Annotated in this window: 9 protein-coding genes; 8 read left to right on the top strand and 1 reads right to left on the bottom strand. The window is 68.4% G+C overall.

Features of this window, described 5'->3' with window-relative positions:
• Positions 1 to 227 precede the first annotated feature (227 nt).
• Positions 228 to 3494 (top strand): GH92 family glycosyl hydrolase, encoded by a 3267-nt coding sequence (locus B079_RS0117910; protein ID WP_026248820.1) that lies wholly within the window; start codon positions 228 to 230, stop codon positions 3492 to 3494.
• Between the two features lie 60 nt (positions 3495 to 3554).
• Here the strand turns inward: B079_RS0117910 and B079_RS0117905 are convergent, their stop codons facing one another.
• Positions 3555 to 7358 (bottom strand): GH92 family glycosyl hydrolase, encoded by a 3804-nt coding sequence (locus B079_RS0117905; RefSeq protein ID WP_199779930.1) that lies wholly within the window; start codon positions 7356 to 7358, stop codon positions 3555 to 3557.
• A gap of 331 nt (positions 7359 to 7689) precedes the next feature.
• On the opposite strand from B079_RS0117905, the gene ngcE reads away from it, so the two are divergent.
• The 7 genes from ngcE to B079_RS0117870 all read left to right on the top strand — a co-directional run bounded on the left by ngcE (position 7690) and on the right by B079_RS0117870 (position 15955).
• The gene (ngcE, locus tag B079_RS0117900) at positions 7690 to 9135 is read left to right on the top strand and encodes an N-acetylglucosamine/diacetylchitobiose ABC transporter substrate-binding protein (protein WP_018547217.1); all 1446 of its coding nucleotides are present in this window, start codon (positions 7690 to 7692) and stop codon (positions 9133 to 9135) included.
• Positions 9136 to 9189: 54 nt separating this feature from the next.
• On the top strand, positions 9190 to 10116 hold the full coding sequence (locus tag B079_RS0117895) for a carbohydrate ABC transporter permease (protein ID WP_018547216.1): 927 nt from the start codon (positions 9190 to 9192) through the stop codon (positions 10114 to 10116).
• 5 nt (positions 10117 to 10121) lie between these two features.
• Entirely contained in the window at positions 10122 to 11048 is a 927-nt protein-coding gene (locus B079_RS0117890) for a carbohydrate ABC transporter permease (protein WP_018547215.1), read from the top strand.
• Between the two features lie 197 nt (positions 11049 to 11245).
• On the top strand, positions 11246 to 12457 hold the full coding sequence (locus B079_RS0117885; RefSeq protein WP_026248819.1) for an ROK family transcriptional regulator: 1212 nt from the start codon (positions 11246 to 11248) through the stop codon (positions 12455 to 12457).
• Between the two features lie 133 nt (positions 12458 to 12590).
• Entirely contained in the window at positions 12591 to 13691 is a 1101-nt protein-coding gene (locus B079_RS0117880) for a substrate-binding domain-containing protein (protein ID WP_026248818.1), read from the top strand.
• Between the two features lie 183 nt (positions 13692 to 13874).
• Positions 13875 to 14666, top strand: coding sequence for an ATP-binding cassette domain-containing protein (locus B079_RS0117875; RefSeq protein ID WP_078495984.1), 792 nt, complete (start codon positions 13875 to 13877; stop codon positions 14664 to 14666).
• Complete coding sequence (locus B079_RS0117870; protein ID WP_018547211.1) at positions 14663 to 15955, top strand: sugar ABC transporter permease; 1293 nt, start codon at positions 14663 to 14665, stop codon at positions 15953 to 15955. Before B079_RS0117875 ends, B079_RS0117870 begins: the two co-directional genes overlap by 4 nt.
• Positions 15956 to 16142: the final 187 nt, after the last annotated feature.

Raw genomic sequence — 16142 nt, 5'->3', positions numbered from 1 at the left:
CTTGTGGGGGAGAGGCGGGGGCCTCGCCGGGTGGGGCGGCGACAACGTTGTCTAGTGGGTCCGTACCTGACTTTACCGCTTCAACGGACAACGATGTCAACCCAGTTGAGGGAACCGGACCAGCCGGTGCGGGCGGTCTTCCGTGGGGCGGGCGGCGCACGTTACTGTCCCTGCGGCTTGTGCGACCCGTGGGGCGCGACCCGTCCGCAAGGAGGAAGGGCCGCGTCATGCGTTTCCGTCCGATGTCCCTGCTGCTCGCCGCCGCGCTCGCGGTCGGCGGCGCCACCCCCGCCCTCGCGGCGACCCACGCACCACCCGCCCTGGTCAAGGACCCGACCCCGTACGTCGATCCGCTGATCGGCACCAGCAACGGCGGCGACACCTTCCCCGGTGCCGTCGTGCCCTTCGGCATGTTCTCCTGGAGCCCGGAGAACACCAGAGGCGACGCCACCCGCACCGCCGCGCCCGGCGGCTACCACTACGACGCCACCCGGGTCAGAGGCTTCAGCCTGACCCACATGTCCGGCACCGGCTGTGCGGGCGGCAGCGGCGACATCCCGTTCTTCCCGTACGCGGGCGAGGTCACCTCCTCCCCGGCGAGCGACACCAAGGACGCCGTCTACGCCTCGGACTTCACCCACACCGACGAGACCGCCGAGCCCGGCCACTACAAGCTCGGTCTCGCCTCCGGCGTCACCGCCGACCTCACCGCGACCGCCCGCACCGGCGCGGCCCGCTTCACCTACCCCGCCGACAAGCCCGCCTCGCTGCTGGTGCGCACCGCCAACTCCGAGGTGGGCTCGGAGGATTCGACGGTCAGCATCGACCCCGAAAGCCACACGATCTCGGGCTCCGTCACCTCCGGGAACTTCTGCGGCTACCTCGACCCCGAGGGCCAACGCTCCTACTACACCCTCTACTTCACCGCCCACTTCGACCGCGCCTTCAAGACCACCGGCACCTGGCAGGACGACACACTCACCCCCGGCTCCACCAGCGCCTCCGGCGGCACCGGCGGCTTCTCCCACGGCGGCAGGCCCGTCGCGGGCAAGGGCGCCGGAGGATACGTCGAGTTCGCACCCGGCGCCGGACCGGTGAACGTCAAGGTCGGCATCTCCTACGTCAGCACGGCAGCCGCCGAGGCCAACCTCCGCGCGGAGAACGGCGGTCACCGCTCCTTCGACGCCGTGCAGAACGCCGCCCGCGCGGCCTGGCGCGAGCGATTGGGCGCCATCAGGACCGGCGGCGGCACCGACGACGAGCGCACCACCTTCTACACCGCGCTCTACCACGCCCTGCTGCACCCCAACGTCATCAGCGACGCCGACGGCCGCTACCGGGGCAGCGACGGCACGGTCCACCGCACCGCCCGCGGCCACCGCGCCCAGTACGGCACCTTCTCCGGCTGGGACGTCTACCGCGACCAGGTCCAGCTGCTCACCCTGCTCGACCCGCACACCGGCTCCGACATCGCCCAGTCGCTCTACGAACTCAGCGAGCAGAACGGCGGCGTCTGGGACCGCTGGCTGCACGGCGCGAGCGGCACCCACGTCATGAACGGCGACCCCGCACCCACCGCGCTCGCCGGTATCCACGCCTTCGGCGGCACGGACTTCGACCTCGAGGGCGCCCTGAAGTCCCTCGTCAAGGCGGCCACCGTACCCACCGAGCAGGACCTGTCCGCCTCCGGCAAGCCGGTGTTGTCGGTCGGCCAGCGTCCCTCCCTCGACAAGTATCTGAAGCTGCACTACATGCCCAGCGTCTCCAACGCCTGGGGCGGCGCCGCCGAGACCCTGGAGATGTCCACCGCCGACTTCTCCCTCTCCCAACTCGCCACGGCGGCCGGGCGGAAGAGCACCGCCAGGACCTTCGCCGACCGCGCCCAGTGGTGGCAGAACAACTTCAACATCGCGGCCGACTCCACCGGCGGCTACATCGCCAACCGCAAGGCCGACGGCAGCTGGGTCACCGGCTTCACCCCCGACACCGGCAACGGCTTCGTGGAGGGCTCGGCCGCCCAGTACACCTGGATGGTCCAGCACAACCCCGCCGGACTGTTCGCCGCACTCGGCGGCACCGACAAGGCGCTGGCCCGTCTGGACGACTTCTTCCACACCGCCGACGGCAAGTGGGCCCTGACCGGCAACGGCGGCGCCAAGTCCGAGCTGGACAACGAGCCCTCGATCAACGTCCCGTACCTCTACGACTACGCGGGCGCCCCCTACAAGGCGCAGGAGACCGTCCGCGCCGCGATGCGCCAGCTCTGGACCCCCACCCCCGGCGGCATCCCCGGCAACGACGACCTCGGCGCGATGTCCGCCTGGTACGTCTTCTCCGCGATGGGCATGTACCCCCAGGTCCCCTCGCGGGCCGAACTCGTCCTCGCCTCCCCGCTGTTCGCGCGGATCGAGATCAACCGCCCGCACGGCAACGACATCTCCGTGCGCGCCACCGGAGCGGCGGCCGACGCCCCCTACGTCCAGTCCCTGAAGGTCGACGGCCGCTCCAGTGACCGGCCTTGGCTCCCTGCCTCCTTCGTCCGGGACGGCGGCCGGCTCGACTACACCCTCGGCACCACCGCCAACCGCGCCTGGGGCGCCCACAATCCGCCGCCGTCCTTCCGGCAGGGCGAGCAGCCGTACCAGATCGGTGTCGGCCCCACCACGGCCACCCTCGCACCCGGTGACAGCACGAAGATCGGCATCCGCGCGCTGTCCCTCAGCGGCGGCACCGGCCCCGAGGTCCACTACCGGGTCGAGACCCCGGCCGGAGTCACGGCCACGCCCGCCGAGGGCACCGTCACCGGCGGCTCCCAGGAGATCACCCTGGCCGCCGCCGAGGACGCCGACCAGGGCTTCTACACCGCCAAGGTCACCGTGACCTCCGGCGACACCTCCTACGAACAGCCCGTGGCCCTCACGGTCGCCGCCCCCGGCACCCTGCTCGCCGCCTACGACAACACCGGCGTCTCCGACGACCAGGGCGACCACGACGAGGCCGACTACGACGGCGGCGGCTGGTCCTACTCCCGCCAGGCCCTCGCGGCGGCCGGACTCACCCCGGGTAAGCAGTACGCCACCAACGGCCTCGCCTTCACCTGGCCCGACTCGCCCGCGGGCCGCCCGGACAACGCCACCGGCGCCGGACAGACCATCCAACTCAAGGACGGCGTGACCCGGTTGGCGTTCGTCGGCAGCGCCGTCAACGGCAACCAGCAGGCCAAGGCCACCGTCACCTACACCGACGGCAGCACCACGACCGCCGACCTCTCCTTCACCGACTGGACCGTCGGCGGAGGCGGCGGCACCGTCCAGTACGGCAACGAGGTCGTCGCCAAGACCGCGTACCGCAATGTCGCGGGCGCCGACAAGGACCCGGTCGCCACCTACGTCTTCGCCACCAAGCCGTTCACCGCGCCGGAGGGCAAGGCGGTGAAGAGCGTCGAGCTTCCCGCCGACAGCGACCTGCACGTGTTCACCATCGCCACCGACTGACCCCGCACACACCGAAGGGGCGGGCCCGTAAGGACCCGCCCCTTCGTCATGCCCGGTGCGTCAGCCCAGCAACTCCACCTCCGCCAGCGTGGATTCGCCGTCCAGCACCAGCCGGTACTTCGCGTACGACCCCGGCTTCGCGACACTGAACGCCCGCGTCTGCCGGTCCCAGGCGAAGGACTCGCCCGACCGCTTGTCCAGCGTCGTCCAGGTGGTGCCGTCCGTGGACCCCTGGAGGGTCCAGCCGGTCGGCGCCTTGGTGTGGTCCGCCGGTGAAGTCAGCGTGTACTGGGCGCCCTTGACGGCCGCGCTCACCGGCAGGTCCACCGAGGTGACCGTCGCGCTCGTCGCCGAGGTGTTGTCGAACAGCGCGCCGTCACCCTTCAGCACGTCCGCGCGCGGGCTCGGCACCTTGTCGTCCTGGGTGATGGAGACCGGGGCCGCGTCCTTGCCGGTGCCCCACGACGAGGGCTTGGAGCCCATCGAGAACTCCAGCACCCCGCCCTTGGAGAGCAGCGAGTGGGGGAGCGAAGTGGAGTTCCACGAGCGGCCGTTGAAGCGCACACCCTGCACGTAGACGTTGCGGTCGCTGTTGCGCGGAGCCTTGACCACCAGGTCCCGCCCGTTCTCCAGGTGGACGGTGACCTTCTTGAACAGCGGGGAGCCGATGGAGTATTCACCGCTGCCCATGACCAGCGGGTAGAAGCCGAGCGAGGAGAAGAGGTACCAGGCCGACTGCTCGCCGTTGTCCTCGTCGCCGTGGTAGCCCTGCCCGATTTCGCTGCCCGTGTACAGCCGGGACAGCGCCTGGCGCACGTTCGCCTGCGCCTTCCAGGGCTCGCCCGCCGCGTCGTACATGTAGATGACGTGGTGCGCGACCTGGTTGGAGTGGCCGTACATGCCCATGCGGACGTCCCGCGCCTCGGTCATCTCGTGGATGACACCGCCGTAGGAGCCGACGAACTCCGGGGAGGCCGTCTCCGGGGTGGCGAAGTACGTGTCCAGCTTGTCGCCGAGGGCCTTGCGACCGCCGTAGAGGTTGGCCAGGCCCCGGCTGTCCTGCGGGGCGGTGAAGGCGTAGCCCCAGCCGTTGGTCTCCGTGTAGTCGTAGCCCCACACGCGCGGGTCGTACTTCGCGGAGTCCACGCGCCAGGCGCCCTTGGCGGTGCGGCCCTGGAAGAAACCGGCCTTGTCGTCGAAGAGGTTCACATAGTCGCGGGCCCGGTTGAGGAAGTACTGGGACTCCTCGTGGTACCGCTTCTGGCCGGTCTTCTTGTACAGGGCCTCGCCCATCTTGGCGATGCCGTAGTCGTTGACGTAGCCCTCCATGGCCCAGGAGAAGCCCTCGCCGGTGTCGGTGCTGGTGTAGCCGAGGAAGGGCGACGTGGCCATGCCCTTGCGGCCTACGCCCGAACTCGGCGGCACCACGGTCGCGTTCTTCACGGCCGCGTCGTACGCCGCCTTCGCGTCGAAGTTCACGCCCTTCACATAGGCGTCGGCGAAGGCCACGTCCGAGGAGGTGCCGGTCATCAGGTCGGCGTAGCCGGGGGAGGACCAGCGGGAGGTCCAGCCGCCGTCCTTGTACTGCTGCACGAACCCGTCGACCATCTCACCGGCCTGACCGGGCGTCAGCAGCGAGTAGGCGGGCCAGGTCGTCCGATAGGTGTCCCAGAAGCCGTTGTTGACGTACACCTTGCCGTCCACGATCTTGGCGCCGGTGTGCGTCGGGGAGTCCGGGTTCGGCATCGGGGAGAACGGCGAGGCGTACTGGTACTTCGAACCCACCTTCTCGAAACCGGAGTTGGGGTAGAGGTACAGCCGGTACATGCTGGAGTACAGCGTGGTCAGCTGGTCCGGGGTCGCGCCCTCCACCTCGACCTTGCCGAAGAGCTTGTCCCAGGTGTGCTGGGCACGCGCCTTCACGGCGTCGAAGGAGGTGCCGTCCGGGATCTCCTGGCGCAGGTTGTCCTTCGCCTGGTCCACGCTGATCAGCGAGGTCGCCAGGCGCAGGGTCACGGTGTGGTCGGACCCGGTGTTGAACCGGAGATAGCCCTTGACCCCGCTGGAGGACCCGTCCGTCACGGGCTTGTCGAAGACGCCGTACACGAACAGCCGCGTGGCGCCCGTCGACAGGCCGGACTTGACGTCCGAGTAGCCGGTGACGATCCCGTGCTCCTTGTCCAGGGTGAGCCCGGCCTGCTCGGTGACGTTGTCGAAGAGCACGCTCGCGTCGTCGCCCGGGTAGGTGAAGCGGAGCGAGGCCGCGTGGTCGGTCGGGGTCATCTCGGCCTTGAGACCGTTCTCGAACGTCACGCCGTAGTAGTACGGCCGCGCGGTCTCGTTCTCGTGCCGGAAGGCCAGTTCGCGCGCGTCACGCCCGGTGTCCGGGGTGCCCTTCGCGGCTGACGGCATCAGCTGGAAGGTCTGCCGGTCGCCCATCCACGGGCTCGGCTCGTGGCTCGCGCTGAACGCCTGGATGGTGGGCAGGTTGTCGTCGTTGTTGGCCCGCGCGTACTCGTACAGCCAGCTGAGCGAGGACGCGTTGGTCACCGGGGTCCAGAAGTTGAACCCGTGCGGGAGCGCGGTCGCGGGGAAGTTGTTGCCGCGCGAGAAGCTGCCGCTGGAGTTGGTTCCGCGCGTGGTCAGCGCGTAGTCGGAGAGGTGCGCCTTGGGCCGCTCGGGCGCCACCCGCTTCAGCGCCACGTCGTCGAGCCAGCCCCGGAACTTCGCCGGGCCCTTGGGGGAGTCGTAGGCCAGCAGGACCCGGTCGACGGTCTTGCCCGCCGCCACCGAACCGATGCGCGAGGCCACGTTGTTCCACTGGTTGACGTAGAGCACCTTGGCGTCGCCCTGGCCGCGCGGGGTCAGCGGGAAGCCGTGCTGGTCGCTCGCGCCCAGGTCGCTCAGATAGGTGCCGTCGGTGAAGGCCAGGTCCACGGAGACGTTGGTGGCGTCGTAGTCCCGGTCGCCGTCGGCCATCGACGGGAAGACGCGGTACGACAGCTGGGTGTCGCGGCCCACCTTCACATTGACGTCGAAGACCTTGTTGTACGAGTAGGCGCGGCCGTCGGCGGTGTGCCGTCCGGCGTAGCGCAGCGCGTGCGTGCCGGTGAAGCCCGCGCCCGCCTTGGCCGTGGGCGAGCCGCTGGGGCCGCGGTCGACCAGGGAGAGCATGTCGTGCGGGACCGGTCCGTCGCTCCCGCCGGTGGAGAACTGCACGTCGGCGAGCTGGAGGGCGTCGGTGGCGCCGTTGTTCTTCGTCACCTCCAGGCGGAAGTGCTGGTACTCCGCCGGGGCCGCCAGGTCGTACGACTTGGTCTGGAAGCGCGCGGAGAAGGACTCGCCCGTGCGGGAGTCGACCTGCTTCCAGTCCTTGCCGTCCGTCGAGCCGAGCAGCTTCCAGTCCTTGGGGTCGCGCTCGTCGTGGTCGTTGGCCGAGGTGAGCGCGTAGGTGACGAGCTTGACCGGCTTGTCGAGGTCGAACTCGACCCAGCCGGTGGGCTGGAAAGTCAGCCACTTGGTGGTCGGGTCGACGTCGGTCAGGTTCTCCTTGACCTCGCCCGCGCCCGTGTTCTCGCCGTTGGCGCGCAGGTCGGTGACGTGGTCGGTGACATTGCCCGGGATGCCGCTGCTGAAGCCGCCGTCCACGCCCGAGGAGCGTTTGCCGCCGTCCGGCCCGGTGTCCACGGTGCTGAGCCAGTCGGGCGCCGGATCACCCGCCTCGAACGAGGAGGCGAACTCCGATTCGGTGGCCCTGGGTTGGGCGGGCAGGGCGATCGCGGCCCCTTGCGCGCCCACGGCCATGACAAAGGCGGCCGTGAGGACGACCGCCGGAGTCCCTCTGTGCCGAGTTCTCCGCTGCATCTACGGATTCCCCTCCTGCGCTCACTGCGGACAACGTTGTCAACTTGCTGCGCAAGAACCAGTAGGTGGTCAAGTGGCCCACGATGTCAAGGGTGTTGGGTGTGGCATTCAGGGGGCTATCGCGCGCATTCGCCGTAGGAGCCCGGACCCGCCGCACCGATATTTCCGGCAGGTCTCAACTCGGAAAAGTCCCGAGGTCGCGTTGTGCTCGATCTTGCCCCGTTGGCGGGAAGTGGACTATACCTATCGGCGTTTCCTGCACGAACCAGCACTACCCGACGCGGCGGCCGGGGGAGATCCGGTTCACCGCCTGAGTGGCGAGGACTTGAGCATGGGATCACTTCCGCACCGCGGTGGAGAGGGCGTCGGCCGACGCGATCTGATCAAGCGTTCGGCGGCGATCGGCTTGGTCGCGGCCCCCGGAATGGGCCTGCTGTCGGCCTGCGCGAGCAGTGGGGGCGACGCGCAGGGCAAGGCGAAGGCGGGCGAGAAGACCAAGAAGAACCCGCTCGGTGTCAACAAGAGCGCGGGGATGGAATTCGTCCTCTTCGACGGCGGTTTCGGCAAGGAGTACGCCGAGGACGCGGTGAAGATCTACGAGAAGGACTTCCCCGGCGCCAAGGTGAAGTTCTCGGCCACCCAGAAGATCCAGTCCACGCTCCAGCCCCGCTTCAACGGCGGCACCCCGCCGGACCTCATCGACAACTCCGGCGCCGAGCAGATGGACATGGGCGGCCTGGTCGGCAAGAAGCAGCTCGCCGACCTCACCCCGCTCCTTGACGCACCGTCGTACGACGACCCGGCCAAGAAGGTCCGCGACACCCTGCGCCCCGGCATCGTGGAGATGGGCCAGTTCGACGGCGACCCGGTCTGGATCATGTACTACGCCTACACGGTGTACGGCGTCTGGTACTCGCAGAAGGCGCTGGACTCGCTCGACGAGAAGTACCCGGAGACCTGGGACGAGATGCTCAAGGTCTGCGCCAAGGCCAAGAAGAAGGGCATCGCGGGCTGGACCTACGCGGGCAAGTACCCGTACTACATCCCCTTCTCGCTCTACCCGATGATCGGCAAGGTCGGCGGCGTCGAGGTCCTGAACGCCATCGACAACCTGGAGCCGAACGCCTGGAAGCACCCGGCGGTCAAGGCGTGTTTCGAGGCGTACTACGAGCTGTACAAGAAGGGCTACGTCCTCAAGGGCACCCCCGGTCTCGACCACATCCAGTCGCAGACCGCGTGGGCCAAGGGCGAGGCGCTGTTCATCCCCAACGGCTCCTGGGTGGAGAACGAGTCGGCGAACGTCATCCCCGCGGACTTCGACCTCGCGGTCGCGGCGCCCTCCGGTCTCGACAGCTCGGACAAGATGCCCTTCGGCACCACCTGGGCCTCCGGCGGTGAGCCGTTCATCGTCCCGGCGAAGGCGGCCAACCCCGAGGGCGGCATGGAGCAGCTGCGCATCATGCTCTCCGAGGCGTCCTCGAAGAACTTCACCGCCAAGGTGAAGTCGCTGACCGCGTTCAACGGCGGCACCGACGGCATCACCCTGACCCCCGGTCTGAAGTCGGCCGTCGCGGTCCTGGAGAAGGCCGGGACGAACCTGGTGAACCCGCGCATCCCCGACTGGTACGTGCAGTTGGAGAAGGAGAAGATCGGCGTCGGCGGCCTGGGCGAGATGATGGCCGGCCGGATCACCCCCGCCGAGGCGATCAAGCGTATTCAGGGCTATGCCGACCAGGCCGCCAAGGACTCGTCGATCAAGCATTACAAGCACCAGTAGCGCGGCTTTCGTCATCAGCGGCGGCATCTGACCGAAAGATCGGGGTCGGCAGCAATGCAGCACGGCAAGTACCGGTTCATCGTGGGGTTTCTGGCGCTTCCGCTCGGGCTCTACGCGCTCTTCGTCGTCTGGCCGTTCATCCAGTCCATCTACTACACGTTCACGGACTGGACCGGACTGAGCCCGGAATTCAAGACGGTGGGTTTCGACAACTATCAGCGGATGCTGCACGACGACATCTTCTGGAAGTCGCTCTGGCACAGTCTGCTGTTCGCGCTGGTGCTGCCGCTGGTGACGCTCGGCATGGCGCTGTTCTTCGCCTTCATGATCAATGTGGGCGGGCGGCGCCGCCGAGGCGGACCGGCGATCTCCGGGGTCCGGGGATCGGGGTTCTACAAGATCGTCTATTTCTTTCCGCAGGTGCTGTCGATCGCCATCGTGGCCCTGCTGTTCACCTTCGCCTACAACCCCGACACGGGGATGATCAATTCATTCCTGCGGGACATCGGGCTGGGCAGTCTCCAGCCGCTGTGGCTGGGTGATCCGTCCCTCGCGCTGTGGTGCGTGATGGCGGTGCTCGTGTGGTCCACGACCGGCTTCTTCGTGGTGCTCTTCTCCGCGGGGATGGCCTCGATCCCGGTCGAGTTGTACGAGGCGGCGCTCCTGGACGGCGCGAGCCGCTTCGCCACGTTCTTCCGCGTCACCCTGCCGCTGCTGTGGGACACCGTGCAGTCCGGCTGGGTCTACATGGGCATTCTCGCGCTCGGCGCCGAGTCGTTCGCGGTCGTCCAGATCATGACGACCGGCCCGGGCGGACCCGACTACTCGACCACCGTGCTGGTCCTGTACGTGTACCAGAAGGCGTTCCGGGACGGTCAGGCCGCCTACGCCACCACCATCGGCGTCGCCCTCCTCGTCGTCACCCTCGCGTTCGCCGCGATCGTGATGCGGCTGGGCCGCCGCGAGCGGCTGGAGTACTGAAACCCATGAAGACGACCGAGCCTCCCGCCCCGCTGCCGGCCGAACGCGGCCCGGAGACCGTCAAGCCGGCCGCGCGCGAGACGGGGACCGGCCGCCGCAAGGAGACCGAGGGCGCCGTCCTCAACGTCTTCTCCCACGGCGTACTGGTGATCTGGGCGATCATGGTGGTGCTGCCGCTGGTGTGGGCGGTGATGACCTCGTTCAAGGACGACAACGCGATCCTCACCTCGCCCTGGTCGCTGCCGGACACGCTGCACTTCGACAACTGGTCGCGGGCCTGGACCGAGGCCAACATGAGCGAGTACTTCCTCAACACGATTCTGGTGGTGGGGGGTTCACTCATCGGCACGATGGTCCTCGGCTCGATGGCGGCCTATGTCCTGGCCCGCTTCGACTTCCCAGGGAACCGGTTCGTCTACTACCTGTTCGTCGGCGGCATGAGCTTCCCGGTGATGCTCGCGCTGGTCCCGCTGTTCTACGTCGTGAACAACATGGGCCTGCTGAACACGATCCACGGGCTGATCCTGGTCTACATCGCCTACTCGCTGCCGTTCACGGTGTTCTTCCTGACGGCGTTCTTCCGCACGCTGCCGACCTCGGTGGCGGAGGCGGCCTTCGTCGACGGCGCCTCGCACAGCCGGACCTTCTTCCAGATCATGCTGCCCATGGCCAAGCCCGGACTGATCAGCGTCGCGATCTTCAACTTCCTCGGTCAGTGGAACCAGTACATGCTCCCGACGGTCCTGAACACCGACCCGGACAAGAAGGTGCTCACCCAGGGGCTCGTGCAGCTCGCGGTGAGCCAGGGCTACAAGGGCGACTGGTCCGGACTGTTCGCCGGGCTGGTCATGGCGATGCTGCCGGTCCTCGCCGCGTACATCGTCTTCCAGCGGCAGGTCGTCTCCGGACTGACGGCGGGGGCGCTCAAGTAGGATCACGCACGGTACGGAGTCGATCACTCACCCGATGTCGTAGCTTCTGACGGCGATTTCCGTCAAGGACTTGACTGCGGGAACCCCTACGGCACAGCTTGGAGTTCATAACTTGTAAGTGGCCCGGTTCCGCAGATGTGACCTGGGCCACGGGCGGCGATGGGGCCGCCCGGCCGATGGCGGGAGTGAATGGGTCGATGGAGACTCCGGGGTCGCAGTCGTCGCTGCACCGAGCCAACCTGGAAAGAGTCGTACGGGCGGTGCGCCTTGCCGGGTCGCTCACGCAGGCCGAGATCGCCCGCACGACCGGTCTGTCCGCCGCGACGGTCTCCAACATCGTGCGCGAGCTGAAGGACCACGGGACCGTGGAGGTCACGCCCACGTCGGCCGGTGGCCGGCGGGCCCGCAGCGTGTCGCTGAGCGGGGACGCGGGGATCGTGATCGGCATCGACTTCGGGCACACCCACCTGCGCGTCGCGATCGGCAACCTCGCACACCAGGTGCTGGCCGAGGAGTCCGAGCCGCTGGACGTGGACGCCTCCTCCGCACAGGGCTTCGACCGGGCCGAGGAACTGGTCGAGCGGCTGATCGCGGCGACCGGGGTGGACCGGTCCAAGATTGCCGGGGTGGGCCTCGGCGTACCGGGCCCGATCGACGTGGAGTCGGGCACGCTCGGCTCCACCTCGATCCTGCCGGGCTGGGGCGGCACCAAACCCGCCGACGAGCTGCGCGAACGCCTCGGCGTCCCGGTCCACGTGGACAACGACGCCAATCTGGGTGCCCTCGGCGAGCTGGTCTGGGGCAGCGGCAAGGGCGTGCGCGACCTGGCCTACATCAAGGTGGCCAGCGGCGTCGGGGCCGGGCTGGTGATCGACGGCAAGATCTACCGGGGGCCCGGCGGGACGGCCGGTGAGATCGGGCACATCACCATCGACGAGTCGGGCCCGGTGTGCCGCTGCGGCAACCGCGGCTGCCTGGAGACCTTCACCGCCGCGCGGTACGTCCTGCCGCTGCTCCAGCCGAGCCACGGCAGCGCGCTGACCATGGAGGGCGTCGTACGCCTCGCGCGGGACGGAGACCCCGGCTGCCGCCGTGTCATCGCCGACGTGGGGCGGCACGTGGGCAGCGGGGTGGCCAATCTGTGCAACCTGCTGAACCCCAGCCGGGTCGTCCTGGGCGGCGATCTGGCGGAGGCGGGCGAACTGGTCCTCGGGCCCATCCGGGAGGCCGTGGGACGCTATGCGATTCCCAGTGCGAGCCGTCAACTGTCTATTCTTCCAGGGGCACTTGGCGGTCGAGCGGAAGTGCTCGGCGCCCTCGCCCTCGCCCTGAGCGAGATGGGCGATTCGACCCTTCTGGACGGTTCCGCGACAGCCGCCCTGCCTGTCGTCGCGCCTGCGTTCACTTAAACAACGATTGGCACCGTTGCCATCTCGTTAAGAATTTACTTCTTGACGCCGAACGCGTGGCCGAGTTGACTTCCAGCCACCTCGGCCGCAACGACGCGGCCTCGTCAGGGAGGTTTCTGAAGTGAACACGCGTATGCGTCGTGCGGCCTTCGCCGTTGCTGCTGGTGCCATGGCCGTCTCGCTCGCCGCCTGTGGCAGTGCCAAGGAATCCGGCGGCGGCGCCTCGAAGTCCACGGACACCAAGAAGGGCGACGCGATCAAGGTCGGTCTGCTCCTTCCGGAGAACCAGACCGCGCGTTACGAGAAGTTCGACCGTCCGCTGATCGAGAAGAAGGTCTCGGAGCTGACGAACGGCAAGGGCAAGGTCGTCTACGCCAACGCCAAGCAGGACGCGACGCTGCAGAGCCAGCAGGTCGAGACCATGATCACCAACAAGGTGGACGTCCTGGTCGTCGACGCGGTGGACGCCGCGGCCATCAAGAACTCGGTCCAGAAGGCCCACGACGCGGGCATCCCCGTGGTGGCCTACGACCGCCTGGCGCAGGGCCCGATCGACGCCTACACGTCCTTCGACAACGTGACCGTCGGCAAGACCCAGGGCGAGGCGCTGCTCAAGGCGCTGGGCTCCAAGGCCAAGTCCGGCAAGATCGTCATGATGAACGGCTCCTCCACCGACCCGAACGCCGCGCAGTTCAAGGCGGGTGCCCACGAGGTGCTCGACGGCAAGGTCAAGATCGGCAAGGAGTACGACACCAAGGAGTGGAAGCCGGAGAACGCCAACTCCAACATGGAGGGCGCGATCTCCGCTCTGGGCAAGAAGAACATCGTCGGCGTCTACTCCGCCAACGACGGCATGGCCGGCGGTATCATCACCGCCCTCAAGGCCGCCGGCATCTCGGACGTCCCGGTCACCGGCCAGGACGCGGAGCTGGCGGGTGTCCAGCGCATCGTCGCCGGTACGCAGTACATGAGCGTCTACAAGCCGTACGCCCCGGAGGCCGCCGCCGCCGCCGAGATGGCCGTGAACCTGGCCCAGGGCAAGTCGCTCGACTCCCTCGCCAAGGACAAGGTCGACAGCCCCACCACGAAGGGCGTCCCCTCGGTCCTCGTCGCCGTCACCTCGCTGACGAAGGACAACATCAAGGACACCGTCATCAAGGACGGCGTCTACACCGTGGCCGACATCTGCACGGCCCAGTACAAGGCCGCCTGCGCCAAGGCCGGCCTGAAGTAAGCGCCGCCGCCCCGACCGGGGGCCGGACTCCACCGTGAGTCCCGCCCCCGGCCGGGCCGCAGGCCGCACCAGGCTCCTCCGGTGCCCCGCGCATCACACAGCCCCGCAAGCTCGTCGCGGGGTGCCGGAAGGAATTCCCCCAAACTTCTGCACAACCTCCCGCCGGGTCAGGCGGCGAAGGAGTTGGTTCACGTGTCCGCTACGCCCGTGCTGGCGTTGCGCGGAGTCTCCAAGCGATTCGGTGCCGTCCAGGCGCTCACCGATGTCACGCTGGAGGTCCACGCCGGTGAGGTGGTCGCCCTGGTGGGCGACAACGGTGCCGGAAAGTCCACGCTGGTGAAGACGATCGCCGGTGTGCACCCCATCGACGAGGGCGTCATCGAGTGGGAAGGGAAGACCGTCCAGGTCAACCGCCCCCACGACGCCCAGAACCTGGGCATCGCGACGGTGTACCAGGACCTCGCGCTGTGCGACAACATCGACGTCGTCGGCAACCTCTACCTCGGCCGGGAGGTCCGCCGGGCCGGAGTGCTGGACGAGGTGGAGATGGAGCGGCGCTCGCGCGAGCTGCTGGACCAGCTCTCGATCCGCATCCCCAGCGTCCGCATCCCGATCGCCTCGCTCTCCGGCGGTCAGCGGCAGGTCGTGGCCATCGCCCGCTCCATGCTCGGCGAGCCCAAGCTGGTGATCCTCGACGAGCCCACCGCCGCGCTCGGCGTCGAGCAGACCGCCCAGGTCCTCGACCTCGTCGAGCGGCTGCGCGAGCGCGGCCACGCCGTGATCCTCATCAGCCACAACATGGCCGACGTCAAGGCGGTCGCCGACAAGGTGGCCGTCCTGCGTCTGGGCCGCAACAACGGCGTCTTCGAGGTCAAGTCGACCTCCCAGGAAGAGATCATCTCCGCCATCACCGGCGCCACGGACAATGCCGTCACCCGTCGTGCGGCGCGCACCAATGGGGAGAGCACGAAGTGAGCATCGACAAGACCTCCACGCCCTCGGGGGGCGCGGCCGTGGCGAACCCGGACGCCGCTCCGGGCGCCGGTGTCGCGATCGACCCCCGGCTGCTGGTGCGCGAGCAGGGACTCGCGGGCTACGTCGGCGAGTTCAAGCGCAAGATGAAGGCGGGCGACCTGGGCTCGATGCCCGTCGTCGTCGGTCTGATCATCATCTGGATCATCTTCCAGAGCCTGAACTCCAACTTCCTCACCGCGGGCAACCTCTCCGACATCTCCGTCGCCATGGTCGGCACGGGCATGATCGCCGTCGGCATCGTGTTCGTCCTGCTGCTCGGCGAGATCGACCTGTCGGTCGGCTCCCTCTCCGGTGTCGCGGGCGCGACCTTCGCGGTGCTGAACATCACGCACGGCATGAACGAGGTGCTGGCCTTCGTGCTGGCGATCCTCACGGGCACCGTCGCCGGTGCCATCCAGGGCTTCTTCTTCGCCAAGATCGGTGTGCCCGCCTTCGCGGTCACCCTGGCGGGTCTGCTGTTCTGGAACGGCCTGATGCTCAAGATCCTGGGCGACAACGGCACGATCAACCTCAACGGCGACGGCCTCGTGGCCAACCTGACGAGCTACTACTTCTCCGACGTGGCCGCCGCCTACGGTCTGGCCGCCGTCGTGACCGTGCTCTTCTTCCTCAACTCGTTCTTCGCCAACAAGCGCCGCGAGGCGGCCGGTGTGCCGTCGAAGCCGCTGAGCGAGACGATTCTGCGCACGGTGCTGCTCGGTGTCCTCGCCTTCGCCGTCGCGATCGTGTTCAACCAGTACAAGGGCCTGCCCCTGGCTGTCGTGATCTTCGTCGCGGTCCTCTTCGTCACCGACTTCGTGCTGCGCCGCACGGCCTACGGCCGCAAGGTGTTCGCGCTCGGCGGCAGCGTCGAGGCGTCCCGCCGTGCCGGTATCAACGTGGACCTGGTCCGCATCTCGGTGTTCGCCATCTCCGGCACCTTCGCGGCGCTGGGCGGTCTGTTCATCGCCTCCAAGATCGCGTCCGCCAACCAGGGCGCGGGCGGCGGTGACCTGCTGATGAACGCCATCGCGGCGGCCGTCATCGGTGGCACGTCCCTCTTCGGCGGCCGCGGCCGCACCTGGAACGCGCTCCTCGGTGTGCTGGTCATCACCTCGATCCAGTACGGCCTGGCCCTCCAGGGCATCCCCTCGCCGGTGCAGTACATGATCACCGGTGGCGTCCTGCTGGCGACCGTCGTCATCGACGCGGTGACCCGCAAGACCCAGAAGTCGGCCGGCCGCGCATAGCCGCAGGCAGGCTCAGAGGCCCGGCGCAACGGAGCGCCGGGCCTCTTCGGCGTCTCCGGCCCCCCGATTCCGCCTCCCCGATTCCCGGCGAAACAACCGGGGGCACGCCCGGACACCGGGGCCCGGGACGGAACATTAGACTCATCAAGCCCGGCAACAGCTCGATCAGCTCTTATCTGCAAGGAGG

Origin of the sequence: Streptomyces sp. LaPpAH-108, from assembly GCF_000373625.1 — a bacterium.
Lineage (GTDB): Bacteria > Actinomycetota > Actinomycetes > Streptomycetales > Streptomycetaceae > Streptomyces.
This window is presented reverse-complemented; position numbering and strand designations above follow the sequence as displayed.